General features: G+C 45.6%; 14 protein-coding genes. All 14 read right to left on the bottom strand.

The window, feature by feature from the left end:
- Nucleotides 1–8 precede the first annotated feature (8 nt).
- Nucleotides 9–1,265 carry an O-antigen translocase gene (locus JQ822_RS14035; RefSeq protein ID WP_213133974.1) on the bottom strand — a complete coding sequence of 419 codons (1,257 nt, stop codon included), beginning with the start codon at nucleotides 1,263–1,265 and terminating at the stop codon, nucleotides 9–11.
- Nucleotides 1,266–1,267: 2 nt separating this feature from the next.
- Nucleotides 1,268–2,371, bottom strand: a complete 1,104-nt coding sequence (locus JQ822_RS14030; protein WP_213133973.1) for a DegT/DnrJ/EryC1/StrS family aminotransferase — start codon at nucleotides 2,369–2,371, stop codon at nucleotides 1,268–1,270.
- The gene (locus tag JQ822_RS14025; RefSeq protein ID WP_213133972.1) at nucleotides 2,371–2,832 is read right to left on the bottom strand and encodes an acyltransferase; all 462 of its coding nucleotides are present in this window, start codon (nucleotides 2,830–2,832) and stop codon (nucleotides 2,371–2,373) included. Before JQ822_RS14025 ends, JQ822_RS14030 begins: the two co-directional genes overlap by 1 nt.
- A complete protein-coding gene (locus JQ822_RS14020) occupies nucleotides 2,832–3,227 on the bottom strand; it encodes a sugar 3,4-ketoisomerase (RefSeq protein WP_213133971.1) in 396 nt (131 codons plus the stop codon). The genes JQ822_RS14025 and JQ822_RS14020 overlap by 1 nt, the downstream gene beginning before the upstream one ends.
- Nucleotides 3,228–3,230: 3 nt before the next feature.
- Nucleotides 3,231–4,094: a glucose-1-phosphate thymidylyltransferase RfbA gene (gene rfbA, locus JQ822_RS14015; protein ID WP_213133970.1), complete on the bottom strand. Its 864-nt coding sequence runs from the start codon at nucleotides 4,092–4,094 to the stop codon at nucleotides 3,231–3,233.
- The gene (rfbB, locus tag JQ822_RS14010) at nucleotides 4,094–5,179 is read right to left on the bottom strand and encodes a dTDP-glucose 4,6-dehydratase (RefSeq protein ID WP_213133969.1); all 1,086 of its coding nucleotides are present in this window, start codon (nucleotides 5,177–5,179) and stop codon (nucleotides 4,094–4,096) included. The genes rfbA and rfbB overlap by 1 nt, the downstream gene beginning before the upstream one ends.
- Nucleotides 5,180–5,285: 106 nt before the next feature.
- Complete coding sequence (locus JQ822_RS14005; RefSeq protein WP_213133968.1) at nucleotides 5,286–7,172, bottom strand: polysaccharide biosynthesis protein; 1,887 nt, start codon at nucleotides 7,170–7,172, stop codon at nucleotides 5,286–5,288.
- A gap of 38 nt (nucleotides 7,173–7,210) precedes the next feature.
- Nucleotides 7,211–7,771: a PglD-related sugar-binding protein gene (locus JQ822_RS14000; RefSeq protein WP_213133967.1), complete on the bottom strand. Its 561-nt coding sequence runs from the start codon at nucleotides 7,769–7,771 to the stop codon at nucleotides 7,211–7,213.
- Complete coding sequence (locus tag JQ822_RS13995; RefSeq protein WP_213133966.1) at nucleotides 7,764–8,807, bottom strand: MraY family glycosyltransferase; 1,044 nt, start codon at nucleotides 8,805–8,807, stop codon at nucleotides 7,764–7,766. Before JQ822_RS13995 ends, JQ822_RS14000 begins: the two co-directional genes overlap by 8 nt.
- On the bottom strand, nucleotides 8,807–9,751 hold the full coding sequence (locus JQ822_RS13990; protein ID WP_213133965.1) for an NAD-dependent epimerase/dehydratase family protein: 945 nt from the start codon (nucleotides 9,749–9,751) through the stop codon (nucleotides 8,807–8,809). The genes JQ822_RS13995 and JQ822_RS13990 overlap by 1 nt, the downstream gene beginning before the upstream one ends.
- A 398-nt stretch (nucleotides 9,752–10,149) precedes the next feature.
- Complete coding sequence (gene galF, locus JQ822_RS13985; protein WP_213133964.1) at nucleotides 10,150–11,043, bottom strand: GalU regulator GalF; 894 nt, start codon at nucleotides 11,041–11,043, stop codon at nucleotides 10,150–10,152.
- Nucleotides 11,044–11,208: 165 nt separating this feature from the next.
- A complete protein-coding gene (gene wcaM / locus JQ822_RS13980; protein ID WP_213133963.1) occupies nucleotides 11,209–12,603 on the bottom strand; it encodes a colanic acid biosynthesis protein WcaM in 1,395 nt (464 codons plus the stop codon).
- Between the two features lie 11 nt (nucleotides 12,604–12,614).
- Nucleotides 12,615–13,835, bottom strand: coding sequence for a colanic acid biosynthesis glycosyltransferase WcaL (gene wcaL, locus JQ822_RS13975; RefSeq protein ID WP_213133962.1), 1,221 nt, complete (start codon nucleotides 13,833–13,835; stop codon nucleotides 12,615–12,617).
- The gene (gene wcaK / locus JQ822_RS13970) at nucleotides 13,832–15,112 is read right to left on the bottom strand and encodes a colanic acid biosynthesis pyruvyl transferase WcaK (RefSeq protein ID WP_213134085.1); all 1,281 of its coding nucleotides are present in this window, start codon (nucleotides 15,110–15,112) and stop codon (nucleotides 13,832–13,834) included. Before wcaK ends, wcaL begins: the two co-directional genes overlap by 4 nt.
- Nucleotides 15,113–15,120: the final 8 nt, after the last annotated feature.

Raw genomic sequence — 15,120 nt, 5'->3', positions numbered from 1 at the left:
AACTCCATCTAGATTGCCTTTTTATATATAAAATAATAGAAAAATATAGATGTGAATATTAGATATATCAAATATGTTGCTGCGTATGCCAAAGAAAGATAATGCCACGACATAAAATACACGATCGTACTTGTTGACACAGTCAAGACAATCGCAGATAAGATTTCACACGCTATAAAGATTTTCCATTTTTCTTTCGTCAATAAGGCAAACGAGAAAATCCAGCTGAAAACTTTGAAAAAATCCCCAAGCATTTGCCAACCGAACAATGGCGACATGTTAATAAATGAAGGTGTAAAGAGTATATTTATGATGTAAAATTTAAAATAAAAAACGCCAAAGCACCCAATAGCAGTAACTGGTATTAAAAGTTTTGATATGTTGATTAATTCATATTTATATTTTGCTTTCTCATTTATTTCAGATAATTTTGGCAAATAATAAAGTGTTAGTGTGGTTGTTGCCAGCATTATATTTATTGCACTTATCCTGTTAATGGCTTCCCAATAACCAGAAACCTCCCAAGAAACATTAGAACCAATAAAATTTCTCAGGAACATCTGTGTTAAAGGAACAGCTAAAGATGAGAACAACGCCATAAAGAAGAATCGGCTAAGACCTTTAATTATGACTTTATCTAAACGTCCCACCAAAAAACTAACCTGGAACCATTTCTGTCTAACAAAATATGAAAAAGTTATTATAAAATTCAATGATTGATTTATGGTTAATGCTATCAGTGCTCCTTTTAGCCCCATGCTAAATGCAAAAAGGCCAGTAACAATTAACACTAACACACTACTGGATATATTAAGCAATACATAAGGTTTTATTGCTTTCATTCCATTCAGAATAGCCATAAAGTAACTATTCAACATCATAAATAAAAACGAAACAGCAAGCCAATATGATAGGTTATTGTCTATTGTATTATTAAAAAATCTAGCATTTATATTTTTAAACAGAAACAATATCATCACTGAAATAAATAAACTCGAAATGATACTGACAGTCCCTGCTGTTTTCCATACCCGTATTAATTCTTGGTCCTCATTTGCATTCTGAGCAGTATATTTTGTAATTCCATTTGCAATTGAGCCCGCGGAAAATGTAGCAAGTGTTTGAATAAAACTTTGATACTGACCTATTATGGCATAACCACTGGGGCCGACATAAATAGCTAGGACTTTGTTAAGTCCCAGCATAGTCAGCATTTTAATTATTACAGAGATTCCATTATAAAAACTGACTTTAATTAAATTCATGATTAGCAACTAAATTTATTCAATACACCAATGATATAGCTAACCTGTTCTTCTGTGAGAGTAGGGTCCATTGGAATAGAAATTACTTCACGATGTAATTCTTCACTCAAAGGGAAACTCAACCCCTTGAACTCTTTATACGCCTGTTGACGATGGGGAGGTGTTGGATAATGAATTACCGTTTGAATATTGTTATCGCTCAGGTACCGTTGAAGCGCATCTCTGTTTTTCACTCTAATAACGAAAAGGTGCCAAACATGATTTTCTTCATAGGTAGTCTTTGGGAGTATAATTAATTCGTTGTTGATTTCATTTATATAACGATTAGCGATACTTCTCCTAATGCGAGTATCTTCATCTAAATACTTCAGTTTTACATTAAGAAATGCCGCCTGAATCTCATCCAGACGACTATTTACACCTTTAAATTCATGTTTGTATTTTACTCTTGACCCATAATTCCTCAAATAGCTAACAGTTTCGGCTAATTCGGTGTCATTAGTCGTTATAGCACCAGCGTCACCAAGTGCTCCTAAATTTTTTCCCGGATAGAAACTAAATCCGGCTGCATCCCCCCAACTTCCTGCTTTTTTGCCATTAATTGAAGATCCATGAGCCTGAGCGCTATCTTCTAATACTAAAAAGTTATTATCCCTTGAAAAACTCATGATTTCATCCATTGGAGAGATCAAACCATAGAGATGAACAGGAAGTATGATTCGCGTCTTGGGAGTAACTTGGGATTTAATATTCTCAATTGAAAGATTATAGCTAGACTCACTCGGCTCAACTAAAATAGGTTTTAGACCAGCTTCACTGATGGCAAGGATCGATGCTATGTATGTGTTCGCAGGGACAATCACCTCATCATTTGGTCTTACTTTTCCCAATTCTAGCCATGCTTTAAGTGTTAATGTCAAGGCATCAAGTCCATTAGCAACACCGATTGCATATGTGGTGTTACAATACTTTGCAAAATTCTCTTCAAAGGAATCTAATTCTGAGCCAGAGATATACCACCCACTTTCAATAACTCTCACTGCAGCTTTAATTAATTCATCATTATAACGAGAGTTAGACTTCTGTAAGTTAAGAAAATCAATCATTATGCCTCCAAAAACTTCACAATGTTTGCTGGATTACCTAAAACTAGTGCATTGTCTGGCACATCTTTAGTTACGACTGAACCTGCCCCAATCATACAATTACGCCCAATTCTAACCCCTGGGAGAATAGTCGAGTTCGCACCGACCGATGAATTTTCACCAATTATTGTTTCAAAGAGATTGGCATTGTGGTTTTTTGAGCGCGGATATTTATCATTAGTAAAAGCAACGCAGGGACCAATAAATACATTATCATGTATCCTTACCCCATCCCAGATATAAACTCCAGATTTAACAGTCACTGAGTCACCAATTACAACATCATTCTCTATAAAGCAACTAGTACAGATATTACAATTCTTGCCTATTACTGCATTCTTAAGAACAACAACAAACTGCCATATATTCGTACCTTCACCTATAGATTGTGACTGTACATCACTTAACTTATGTATAAACATTATTTCACCGCCAATTTAAATACATCATAATCTCTGATATAATCAGATTCATCATATTCATTACTGGCTAATACCATTAATACGCAATCGTCAGAGAAGTCTGACATCTCCCTCCAGATTAACGAGTCAACAAGCAACCCTTGCGCAGGATTATCCAAGAGGATACTTACTCGTTCACAACCATTATCTAAAGTAAAGCGGCATGAACCTCTGACGGGAACAACTAACTGCTTCAGGTTTTTATGTGCATGATAGCCCCTAACAACCCCTCTTTTTGTATTGAAAATGTAGTAAACACGTCTAATCTCAAAATCTATATTCTTATCTCTTTCTAAAGAAACAAGAGCACCTCTATCATCACCATGGATCTGTAATGGAATAAGTTGGACATTCATAATTCACCCTACTAATTTTAATAAATATTGACCATAATGATTTTTACAGAGTTGCTGACCCCTTTCGTATAAACTGTCTTTAGTCAGCCAGTCATTTCGCCAAGCTATTTCTTCGAGACATGCTACCATCATCCCCTGCCGTTTCTGAACAGTCTCTACAAAACTTCCTGCTTCAATCAAGCTATCGTGAGTCCCAGTATCAAGCCAAGCAAAACCACGGCCAAGCAGTTCAACACTCAAAGCGTTATTTTTTAAATAAATTTCATTAACGGTAGTTATTTCAAGCTCGCCGCGCGATGATGGCTTGATATTCTTAGCTATTTCTATTACATCATTATCATAGAAATATAGACCAGTCACAGCCCAATTTGATTTTGGTTTAGTTGGTTTTTCTTCAATACTTAATGCTTTGAATTCCTGATCAAATTCAACAACACCAAACCGCTCAGGATCCATTACTTGATAACCGAATACCGTAGCACCACAAGGGCGCTCACTAGCAAGTTTCAACTTTGGAGTAAACCCTTGTCCAAAGAAAATATTATCGCCAAGAACAAGACAAACAGAATCATTACCAATAAAACTCTCACCAATAATGAATGCCTGTGCTAAACCATCAGGGCTCGGTTGAATTGCGTATTGTATTTCTATACCAAATTGGCTCCCATCACCAAGTAAACGGATAAACCCTGATTGATCTTCCGATGTAGTAATGATGAGAATTTCTTTGATACCAGCCAACATTAATACCGAGAGAGGATAGTAAATCATTGGCTTGTCGTAAATTGGCAGCAACTGCTTTGATACACCCATTGTAATTGGATATAACCGGGTTCCTGAACCACCCGCTAAAATAATTCCTTTCATTACCCACGATCCCCGTAGTTTTCCTCAATCCAGGATTTGTAGCTACCGCTTTTCACATTCTCCACCCACTGGCTGTTGGCCAGATACCATTCCACAGTTTTACGGATGCCACTTTCAAAGGTTTCCTGCGGTTTCCAGCCCAGTTCCAGACCAATTTTCTCGGCATCAATGGCGTAGCGACGATCGTGCCCCGGGCGGTCAGCAACGTAGGTTATCTGGTCGCAATACGAACCTTCTTTCGGAACTATTTCATCCAGCAGAGAGCAAATAGTGTGTACCACATCCAGGTTTTGCTTCTCGTTGTGGCCGCCGATGTTGTAGGTTTCACCAATTTTACCCTGTGTCACCACTGTATAGAGCGCGCGTGCATGGTCTTCAACGTACAACCAGTCGCGGATCTGATCGCCTTTACCGTATACCGGCAGGGCTTTGCCTTCCAGGGCGTTGAGGATAACCAACGGGATCAGTTTTTCCGGAAAGTGGTAAGGACCGTAGTTGTTAGAACAGTTGGTCACAATAGTCGGGAAACCGTAGGTACGCAGCCAGGCGCGAACCAGGTGGTCACTGGATGCTTTTGAAGCGGAGTAAGGACTGCTTGGTGCGTAGGCTGTTTTTTCAGTAAACAGCGGCAGTTCACTGCCCTTCGCTGCTTCATCAGGGTGAGGAAGGTCACCGTACACTTCATCGGTAGAGATATGGTGGAAACGGAATGCGGCTTTCTTCTCAGCGCCTAATGCTGACCAGTACTGGCGACTGGCTTCCAGCAGTACATAAGTACCCACAATGTTGGTTTCAATAAAAGCTGCCGGGCCGGTGATCGAACGGTCAACATGGCTCTCTGCCGCCAGGTGCATCACCGCATCTGGCTGGTGATCGGCAAAAATGCGCGCCATCGCACTACTGTCGCAGATGTCGGCATGTTCAAAACGATAGCGATCACTGTGCGCGACGTCGGCCAGCGATTCAAGATTACCTGCGTAAGTCAGTTTATCGACGTTGACGACGGAATCCTGCGTATTATTGATAATATGTCGTACAACTGCAGACCCAATAAAGCCTGCCCCACCAGTGACCAAAATTTTCACGTTTTTTTTTCGCTCTTAAAGTTTTCAGAAACAATGAATTACACGCCAACACGCCTGGTGACTATCGTCAAGTACACCAGATTGGTAAAAATGCCAATCTGTTATTTTAACTCATTTTTTCTTTCCAGAGTAAATCACAGATGTCATCGGTTGGATTGAAAGCTGCAGGTGCTTGTAAAAGTATCTCACGTACACGCTCATAGTCGAATTCACGACAGGCGTTGTCGAGTTCTGCAAGGATATTGCTCATCTCGTTCCACGGCAGCATAACTTCATTAGCGGTTTTTATACGCGGATGCTGTGTGGTGGACACATTGTCGCCGATAAGCAATTCTTCATAAAGCTTTTCACCTGGTCGTAAACCCGTTGTTTTGACAGCAATATCGCCATACGGATTCTTTTCATCACAAATAGAGAGACCTTGCAGCGCAATCATCCGGTGCGCGAGATCCAGTATTTTCACCGGTTCTCCCATATCCAGTACGAAAACATCCCCCCCAGTCCCCATGGCGCCCGCTTGAATCACCAACTGTGCGGCCTCTGGAATGGTCATAAAGTAGCGCGTGATATCTTGGTGAGTGAGTGTAACCGGCCCACCGCTGGCAATTTGTTTTTCAAACAGTGGCACAACCGAGCCCGACGAACCCAGCACGTTGCCAAAACGAACCATGCTAAAGCAGGTCTTGCTGTGTTCCTTCGCTAATGCCTGCAGCACCAGCTCCGCCATACGTTTGGTCGCACCCATTGTATTTGTAGGTCGTACCGCTTTATCTGTAGAAATTAAGACAAAATTTTCAACGCCACATTGAGCTGCCGCTTGAGCACAGCACAGAGTGCCGAAAATATTATTACGAACACCATCGATAACATTGAACTCAACGAGCGGTACATGCTTATACGCCGCTGCGTGATAAATAGTATCGACGTTGAATGCCTTGATTAACCTTTCAAGATGTTCTTTATCCTGTACGTTCCCAAGAATTGGGTAAATCTTAACGTGTAACTTTTGACTGCGTATTAGGCTATTTAGTTCAGAATCAATGGAATAAAGTGAGAACTCTGACAGCTCAAATAAAATAAGCTGAGTAGGATTATTTTTTATAATCTGCCGACATAATTCAGAGCCAATAGATCCACCCGCTCCTGTAACCATAACCGTTTTCCCGGTGATATTGCGGGATATTAATTCAGGAATCGGTGATACCGGGTCTCGTCCCAATAGGTCGGTAATAACCACTTTGCGTAAGGCATCAATACGTGCTTTACCCTCTACAAGATCGACCATCCCGGGAATAGAAAGTACCTCGCAAGGTAAACCCTCCAGCGTTTTGATCACTTCATTCTTTCTTGCCCTACTCGCACTTGGCATTGCCAGCAGAATTTTCTTCGCTTCGTATTTCTCAACTAGCCACGCGAGTTTCTCAGGCGCAAATACACTAACACCGTGAATCACCTGTCCTTGCAAAGCACGATTATCATCAACAAAAGCGACCGGATAGTATTCATCCATCTGGCTCAGTGCTGGTAGCAACTGACGGCCCGATGCACCCGCGCCATAAATTACCACTCGAGTCCCCAAGTTCAATCCGCGATTGACTAACATTCTCATTCCAAGCCTTGACCCAGCAATTAAAAGTACACCGAATGAGAAGTAAATGAATGGAATAGTTCTTGGCAGATATAAATTGGTATAGAACGCCGCAATAACAAGCAGTACGGATGATGTAAACATCCCAACGGCAACCACCAGCAGGATTTTAGCCGTAATATATCGGATAACCGCGCGATAAAGCCCCAGCTTGATAAAGATTGCCAAAGTGACAAATATTATTGAAAAAATAAATAACCAATGTGAAGTACTATATATCGGTGTCATCGAATCAATACGGACCCAAAACGCAAACCAAAATGCGCATAAGAGCAGTACAATATCAATAGATAACGTGATAATTCGTTTTATCGGTCTTGGTAAAGATATTAAATAAGTTAGCATACTAAAAACTAGCCGCCTCGTTAAAGCTTGCCTTCAGTTTATAAAATAGTACCAGCAGGACACACTGAGTAATCGTCCACTTTTGCATTATAGCCACCCACTGTACCAGCCTGCAGAAAAGCTGATTTCCCAATATCAGCACTGCCGGCAAGATGAACACCAACACCTAAGTGAGCAAAATCGCCGAGAATAGAATCGTGATCTACCGTCGAATGGCTATTTACAATTGTACCCGCACCTAATGTTGCGTTGGCACCCACCACCGCTCCCGCTAATACCACTGAACCATCAGCTATCGTTGCCGACGGGCTAACAAATGCAGACGGATGTATAAGCGTGGCAGGTTGGATACCTAGGCTAATAACCTGCTGATAGAGTTGTTCTCTGACTTTATTATTTCCAATGCCAATAACGACGTTATTAGCACTGTTGATGTGTAACGGTAGCTCTGAAATTTTACCAATGATGAGTTTGTTGGTCTCATGGCAAAGGGATGCATTCTCATCGAGAAACACAATATCCGCATAGCCCAGTAGTCTGGCCATTTCGCATAGCGTGCGTCCATGGCCACCAGCCCCCAAAATCATCAGGTCATGCATTGACGTTGCTCTCTTTGTCTTTCACGCCAGCACCACATTTGAATGCAACAAAGAACAGTGGTAACCAGGCGATAATCAGTCCCACAAGGCCATCAATTTTGGCAGCTGCAATCAGATAAGCAATTGGTAAGAGCCAGAGCAGGTTAACGGCAACCGCCATCAGCGTCACCGGAACATGACTACCATATTTCCGGGCCAAGTTCTGATAACCATGGCTCGCATGCGCTTCATAGGCTTTCTTACCGGCAACCACTCTACGCAGCAGTGTGGTTGTAGCGTCGACGATGAAGACACCCAGCAAACATAACTCTGCAATAAAGAAGTGTGAATCGACTTTTGCAATATGGAGGATCATCAGCCCGATGGTTATTCCGAGGAAACCGCTTCCGGCATCCCCCATAAAGATTTTGGCAGCCGGGAAGTTCCAGACAATAAAACCTGCAGCAGCGCCGGCCAGGGCAAGCGTCAGCGGATAGATGCTACCAGGAGCAAGCATATACTGGTTGACGACCATTAACATCGCACTGCTTGCCGCAAAGGTGATCGCTTCCGAACTGGCTAAACCGTTAATCCCATCCATGAAATTGTATAAATTCAACATCCAGACCAAATAGAAGCAGCCCAGAGTCATCCCAATCCATGATAAGGAGAGATCGTAACCAAACAGAGTAATAATCGGGAAAGAACCTAAGAAATACAGGCCAATTGCCGCAGCCAGGAAATGCATCAGCAGACGCCAGCGTGCCGCAATATGACCGTGGTCATCCAGGAACCCGATTACGGCTACAATTAACCCCGGAATGAACAAACCTAAGAAGCCATCTACCGTCAGCGAGTTGCTGAAATAAAACCACATCAGCGCGGCTAAAAGCGTCAGGACAATAGCCACCCCCCCCCCACGCGGAGTCGGCACAGAATGCGAGCTTCTCTGGTTTGGTCGGTCAATCACGTTATGTTTAATCGCATAACCGCGTAATCCCCAGGTCAGTGCACATGACACTAAAAATGCGAATATTACGATCCCTAAATCCAACATTATTTATTACCTTCGATATAATATTTCGCCGTTTTTTTCATAGTTTCATGCAACGTTATCGGCGGTGTCCAGTGCAGTTGATCTCTCGATTTACTGGCATCAACTTCAAGATCACCGAATAACTGATCGTAAATTCCAGCTTTCCCCACGGCCGAAAGTAATAATTTCAGGACGTTCTTCGGGAAATAGATAATTTTTGCGTGAATACCCATTCCAGTCGCAAAGGCGTTAATCATATCCTCGGTTGAAGGTCGCTCTGCATCGGCGAGCAGGTAGAGCTGATTTTTCGACTTATCATTCACGACGCATTCATTAATAAAGCTGACAACGTTGTCCAGCGACACCAGCGCACGTTTGTTTTTGACGTTTTTAAACGGTAACGGCAGATTTTTCGACACCAGTTTTAACAGGCGCTGGATATTACCTGGCGCATTTTCACCACAGATCAGCGCCGGACGGACAATGGTTACCGCCATTTCGCTATTGGTAAAGGTTTGCCGCAGACTTTGCTCAGCCTCAAATTTAGAAATGGCGTAGTCAGAAGTTGGCCGAGGCTCTGACGCTTCAGTAAAGGGGGTTCCTGATGTGGCATTGCCGTTCACCCCAATCGAACTGACGAAAATAAAATGCTTTACGCCGCAGCTGGCCGAGTCTTTAGCTAACTTCAATGTCGCGTCGCGATTAACACGACGAAATTCCGCTAATGCATCCTGAGCATTATCATTCAAGACATGCGCCCTTCCCGCGGTATGAATGACGGTATCGCATCCTTGCAGAAGGTTTATCCAGTTGGTTTCCGCTGAAATATCACCCAGGTTGTAAATTCCCTGTTCAATATCTTCTTGCCGACGCGTTGTTAATATCACCTGATGCCCCGATGATTTCAACGCCTGGACTAAAGCAGTACCAAGAAACCCGGTACCACCAGTCACCAATACTTTCATTGCCAATCCCCTATCTGCTCGCTCTGATAGTTTTTAACCACGATATGCTTTATCAGCCACGAAACAATGTGTTACGTTCATTCGCTAATGCAAGATACGCTACCGCCCCTGGCTCAATAGCTACCAGTGCACTAAACGCATAGAAAGTCTGCTGCCCTGCGGCGTTTTTACGCAGTCAGAACATGTTAAAATTTGATGACGCATTGTGGTCCTAATCGCACTTTATGACAAGGACAATTCCTACGTACAATCATCAAAAATAAATGCAACTGCTTTTTTTAGTGATTGATTTAAATGAAAAAACGGCAGCAGCATTCTAAAAACCTAACAGGTTTCTGAACACCCAACTGCCGTTAATAAAGATACATTCAATCAATGCCTAATATCGTCACCAAATCTTACTCCGTAAGCAACTTCTCAATGCCTTTACGGAACTTTGCCCCTTCCTTCAGGTTGCGCAGTCCGTACTTAACGAATGCCTGCATGTAGCCCATTTTTTTACCGCAGTCGTAGCTGTCGCCGGTCATCAGCATGGCATCAACAGATTGTTTTTTCGCCAGTTCGGCAATGGCATCCGTTAACTGGATACGTCCCCATGCTCCCGGAGTCGTTTTTTCAAGTTCTGCCCAGATATCAGCTGACAGCACATAGCGCCCTACAGCCATAAGATCGGAATCCAGCGTTTGTGGCTGATCGGGTTTTTCAATGAATTCGACGATGCGGCTGACTTTGCCTTCATTGTCTAAGGCTTCTTTGGTTTGAATAACCGAGTATTCGGAAAGATCGCCTTCCATACGCTTAGCCAACACCTGGCTGCGCCCAGTTTCATTAAAACGGGCCACCATCGCGGCGAGGTTGTAACGCAGCGGGTCGGCACTCGCCGTATCAAGCACGACATCGGGCAACACCACCACAAAAGGGTTATCGCCAACGATAGGACGAGCGCAAAGAATTGAATGGCCCAGGCCCAGCAACTGCGCCTGACGCACGTTCATGATAGTCACGCCCGGCGGGCAGATGGACTGCACTTCAGCCAGCAACTGACGCTTAACGCGCTGTTCAAGGAGTGACTCTAATTCATAAGAGGTGTCGAAGTGGTTCTCCACGGCATTCTTGGATGCATGCGTCACCAGAACGATTTCTTTGATCCCAGCAGCCACAACCTCGTCGATAATGTACTGAATCATCGGCTTATCAACGATCGGCAGCATTTCTTTAGGGATTGCCTTTGTGGCAGGCAACATGTGCATCCCCAGACCTGCTACCGGAATAACTGCTTTCAAATTAACCATTAAGTCATTCACCTATTCTATAGTTGCTGAATTATAGCTTTTTAGCTTGTTTTAGCCAGTATGAATTACACCGCTCAGTTGGTGCATATGTTACGCCGCTTATCTGCAGAATGCAGTAATCTTAAACTCAAGTAAGTGCAACTTGAGCCAGGAATGGTCGCAAAGTTACCTCCCCCGCTCCGGCAGCCGAAAATTCACCGCCTCAACGTTCACCACCTGATGATTCACCCTGTCGATATCGACCGAACTTTGCCCGGTTTCATTCACCGCATGGACATTAGCCAGCGACAACAGCGTGTCCTGTTTAGCCATAAATTTGCCGCGCACGTCTTTCCGCAGGTCGAAGTGCATCTTCAGGGCAGGCCCAACGGTAGATTGTTTCATCACATTGATATTACGTAAAAAAAGATGCTGCGGTTGGTTGTGCAGTTCCAGCGTCGCCCGCGTCATCTCCACGTTGGTGATGGCGACAAACGACGTTGCATTACCTGATGAAATTTGAATGCCGCGTAATGTAGAGTCGAGCTTATTATTATCTAGGTGAATATTATTAAGCTTAAAGTTTTGCGGAATAGATAAATAACGGCCCTTGATGACGCCATAACCAATTAACATGCCCGCACTCTCTTTCATATTGATATTATCAATTACGAAATTGTCACAGCCGTAAATAGCAATTGTGGCATTATCAATGCCCGCTTTCTTACTGAAATCCGGGGTGATATTGCGCGCGTTAACGTTACGAATGATAAAATGCTTGCCGTTTTCTACGTGGACCAACTGGCGACAATCAGAGCCGGTGATATTCGCCACCACAAAGTTTTTCACCGCCTGCGCATCCGGGTAGTTATTGTCATAGGTACTGCCCGCCAGTCCGATGCCAATGCCCCAGTTGACGTTGCCGTTGGTACAGTTAATGCGCTCAATGACATGATCTGAGATAAGGATGTTGCTGTCGTTTATCGCCACATTCCACTCAATGGCATCGCCCTGTAAATCACTAAAATGCCCGTTGGTGATCCGCACACCGTCCATCTGATTATGAAACCCCTGGCGCAGGATGCCATAGTTAGCATGGCTGACGGTAATATCATCAATGATGAGGTTCCGCATCACCCGAGGCGTCTTACCGCCGATATAAATTTGCGTCACCGGGCCGAAACCGCTCATAGTGATCCCTTTGATTACGCACTCCGAACCCCGTACGTCGAGGGTGATATTGTGCAGGCTCCCGCCGCCCTCGCCTGTTACCTGGCTCCCTTCCTGCAGAACAAACCGGCCGCGTCCGTTGCCGCTCACTCGCCCGAGTACGCGTAACGTTTTACCCGGCGGGATGAATACCCCGGTATTCATGTTTTCGCAGACCAGACCCGCAGGTACAACGACGGTTTGCCCTTCTGAGAAGGCCTGACGAAAAGAGGCGACCCAGTCTTTGGGGTTGTAATCCTGAATATTGACGCTGCGTCCGGTTTCCAGCGCCCTAACAGCGGGAGAATGAAGCACAGCAAGCGCAGTGCCTGCCGTCAGAAAGGTACGTCGGGTGAGTTTGTTCTCTGGCATACAACCTCGCTTTACAGGGTTTGCAGCAGACTGGCTAACTGTTTATTGATTACTGCCTGATTAAATTCCGTGACGATCTTTTCACGTGCGCGCCCCACAATCGGCGTAATCTCTTCGTCATCGAGTTGGCTGAACGCCGCCAGCCGTGCTGCGAGTGCCTGTGCATCATTTTCAGGCGTCAGCCAGCCAGATTTACCGGACTCCACCAGCTCAGGAATACCGCTGTGAACGGTAGAGACCACCGGGATCCCCACCGCCATCGCTTCCATCAGCGCCACCGGGATCCCCTCCATATCACCATCCGTTCCCGTGATGGACGGCAGCAGGAACACATCCGCCTGTTCCAGCATCTCTTTCACCTGATGGCTCGGCTTAAAGCCGGACATCTCAATCACATCATCAAGTTGATACTGCTCAATCAGCGTACGCAGACGTCGCTCCCACGGGCCGATCCCCAGAATACGATAACGAAACACCACGCCCTGCTCTTTTAGCTGACGACAGGCTTCGATAGCCACATGCAGCCCTTTTTTCTCGGTGAGTCGCGCAACCGAGAGGATTTCCAGCGCTTCAGCGGGCGCTTTCACCTCACGCGGGGTAAAGCGCGTCATATCAATTCCCATCCGCGATACGGCAATTTTTTCCGCCGGGCAGCCCATTTTTTTTAACCGCCCGGCCCACAGATGGCTGATGGGCAACATCAAATCACCGCGCTGAAACAGCTTTTGATACTCCGGCGCATAGCGGGCGAGCACTTCCCGGTGAGAAATATCAATGCCATGAAACACCGTGGCGATTTTGCCGCTTATCACGCCAAGCTCACGGAGTTTCGCCGCCGTCACGCCTGCGGGTCCAAAGTGAGCAATAAACACGTCGGCGTGAAACGTTTTGCGAGTTAGCCCGCATATCGCCGCCAGAATCAGATTGCGCGCCTCGTCGCCATAGCGAGAGATATTCAGCGCTTTCCAGGTCGCCGGACGGGTGATGCCCTGCAAGGCCGCCGTGCCCCGATATTGCAGCTTTGCCCGCTTACCTTGCGGCTCGTCGAGCAGCCAGTGCGTTTTGTCTGCCAGACGATAAGCCTCATAGGCAACATGGGTGTTCTCGAGATCACCCTTATGCAACGCCACAATCTCGACGTCATATCCCATGTCGATAAATGCGGTGATCTGGTTGAGCACAAAGGTCTCGGATGAGAGTGGAAATTTAAGCAGAAAAAAACCAACCTTCATTTTTGCTCCTCAATACGCGCCAATACCGACTGCACCATGCGCATGCCTTGTGCGCGCTCACGCTGCACGGCTTCGCTCAGCCGCAAGTTGAGCGCCGGTAACTGCCCGAGCACATCCGCAACCTGCGTTTGCAGGCTGCCGTCCAACAGATGACCGATGTCAATCGCCATCTCCGGCAGTCCCAGTTGTTGCATAATCCCCGCTGATTTATGCTCGTAATTGATTGCAATCGCCGGGGTGTCAAAGTTCATTGAGATGATGGCGGAATGCAGGCGGGTTCCCACCGTTAAATCACATACCCCGAGAATTTTCCCCATCTCGAGGTCGTTCAGCTCGTCCATAACCACGTGATAACGGGCCGGATCGTTGACATACTGACGCAGATTCAGCGCCACCATGCGGTCATCTTTGTTGTAACTATCAATACCGGTACAGGTTGACAGCGCCATCACCTGATAGCCTTCGTCGAGGATCCGGTTTACCACCCCGGCAAACGCTTGCTCATAGGCCTGCTGCGTGGTTCCCAGCCGCTTATCAAACGGAGCCAGTTCGCGCAGCGTGATGGCGACGGTTTGTTGCTGTGCCGCCGTGTGTAGCCAGTGCCGGACGGCATAGCTGGGCTTAAAGTCATCCTGATGATTATCAACCAGCCAGGCGGTATCCACACCGTGCTCCACTTTCTCGGTGGTTATCGCACTGCGCTTCATCAGTTCCAGACTGACGGACTCACGCAAAATCAGCGCATTACAGTGACCAAAGACGTAATTCGCCAGTTGGTTAAACTGTGCATCCTGGAATGGCCCGACGCTGTGACCGATCATGTACAGCGGCTTTTTCGCCATAAACGCACACAGGGCATGTTCAAACTGCGGCACGCCGTACAGATCGACAAAAAACGATCCACCCACCTGGATGATGGCGTCATAGCGTGACAGCAGACGGACAAAATCGGTAAACCCCTGGGCGATGGCGATGTTGCGCAAGTTGCCGGAGTCAGTCACACGGGAGAGCAGAACCTGATGCTGGTAGCGTCGGCGCAGAACTTTCTTCACCCGTCCCACTACGCCAGCGGCGTTATTATGCTGCTTCATCTGAGAATACAGCGGATCGCCCATCACCGGACGGTTCAGCAGCCACGAAGAACTCACCGGATAACGGCTCATCACATCGACTTCCGTTGCGGGTTGCAGCATGTTAATCGCATCCAGCAAACCGCGCAGAATGGCGCTGTCGCCACGGTTACCACAGGTATGGTTGCCGAGAATTAATAATTTCATCATGACCT

It is taken from the genome of Citrobacter sp. FP75, assembly GCF_018342065.1.
GTDB lineage: Bacteria > Pseudomonadota > Gammaproteobacteria > Enterobacterales > Enterobacteriaceae > Citrobacter.
This window is presented reverse-complemented; position numbering and strand designations above follow the sequence as displayed.

What these genes read in the sequence shown, in the direction of transcription:
- JQ822_RS14035 (WP_213133974.1), bottom strand. Translation starts at nt 1,265, where the DNA reads ATGAATTTAATTAAAGTCAGTTTTTATAATGGAATCTCTGTAATAATT.
- JQ822_RS14030 (WP_213133973.1), bottom strand. Translation starts at nt 2,371, where the DNA reads ATGATTGATTTTCTTAACTTACAGAAGTCTAACTCTCGTTATAATGAT.
- JQ822_RS14025 (WP_213133972.1), bottom strand. Translation starts at nt 2,832, where the DNA reads ATGTTTATACATAAGTTAAGTGATGTACAGTCACAATCTATAGGTGAA.
- JQ822_RS14020 (WP_213133971.1), bottom strand. Translation starts at nt 3,227, where the DNA reads ATGAATGTCCAACTTATTCCATTACAGATCCATGGTGATGATAGAGGT.
- rfbA (WP_213133970.1), bottom strand. Translation starts at nt 4,094, where the DNA reads ATGAAAGGAATTATTTTAGCGGGTGGTTCAGGAACCCGGTTATATCCA.
- JQ822_RS14005 (WP_213133968.1), bottom strand. Translation starts at nt 7,172, where the DNA reads ATGCTAACTTATTTAATATCTTTACCAAGACCGATAAAACGAATTATC.
- JQ822_RS14000 (WP_213133967.1), bottom strand. Translation starts at nt 7,771, where the DNA reads ATGCATGACCTGATGATTTTGGGGGCTGGTGGCCATGGACGCACGCTA.
- JQ822_RS13995 (WP_213133966.1), bottom strand. Translation starts at nt 8,807, where the DNA reads ATGTTGGATTTAGGGATCGTAATATTCGCATTTTTAGTGTCATGTGCA.
- JQ822_RS13990 (WP_213133965.1), bottom strand. Translation starts at nt 9,751, where the DNA reads ATGAAAGTATTGGTGACTGGTGGTACCGGGTTTCTTGGTACTGCTTTA.
- galF (WP_213133964.1), bottom strand. Translation starts at nt 11,043, where the DNA reads ATGGTTAATTTGAAAGCAGTTATTCCGGTAGCAGGTCTGGGGATGCAC.
- wcaM (WP_213133963.1), bottom strand. Translation starts at nt 12,603, where the DNA reads ATGCCAGAGAACAAACTCACCCGACGTACCTTTCTGACGGCAGGCACT.
- wcaL (WP_213133962.1), bottom strand. Translation starts at nt 13,835, where the DNA reads ATGAAGGTTGGTTTTTTTCTGCTTAAATTTCCACTCTCATCCGAGACC.
- wcaK (WP_213134085.1), bottom strand. Translation starts at nt 15,112, where the DNA reads ATGAAATTATTAATTCTCGGCAACCATACCTGTGGTAACCGTGGCGAC.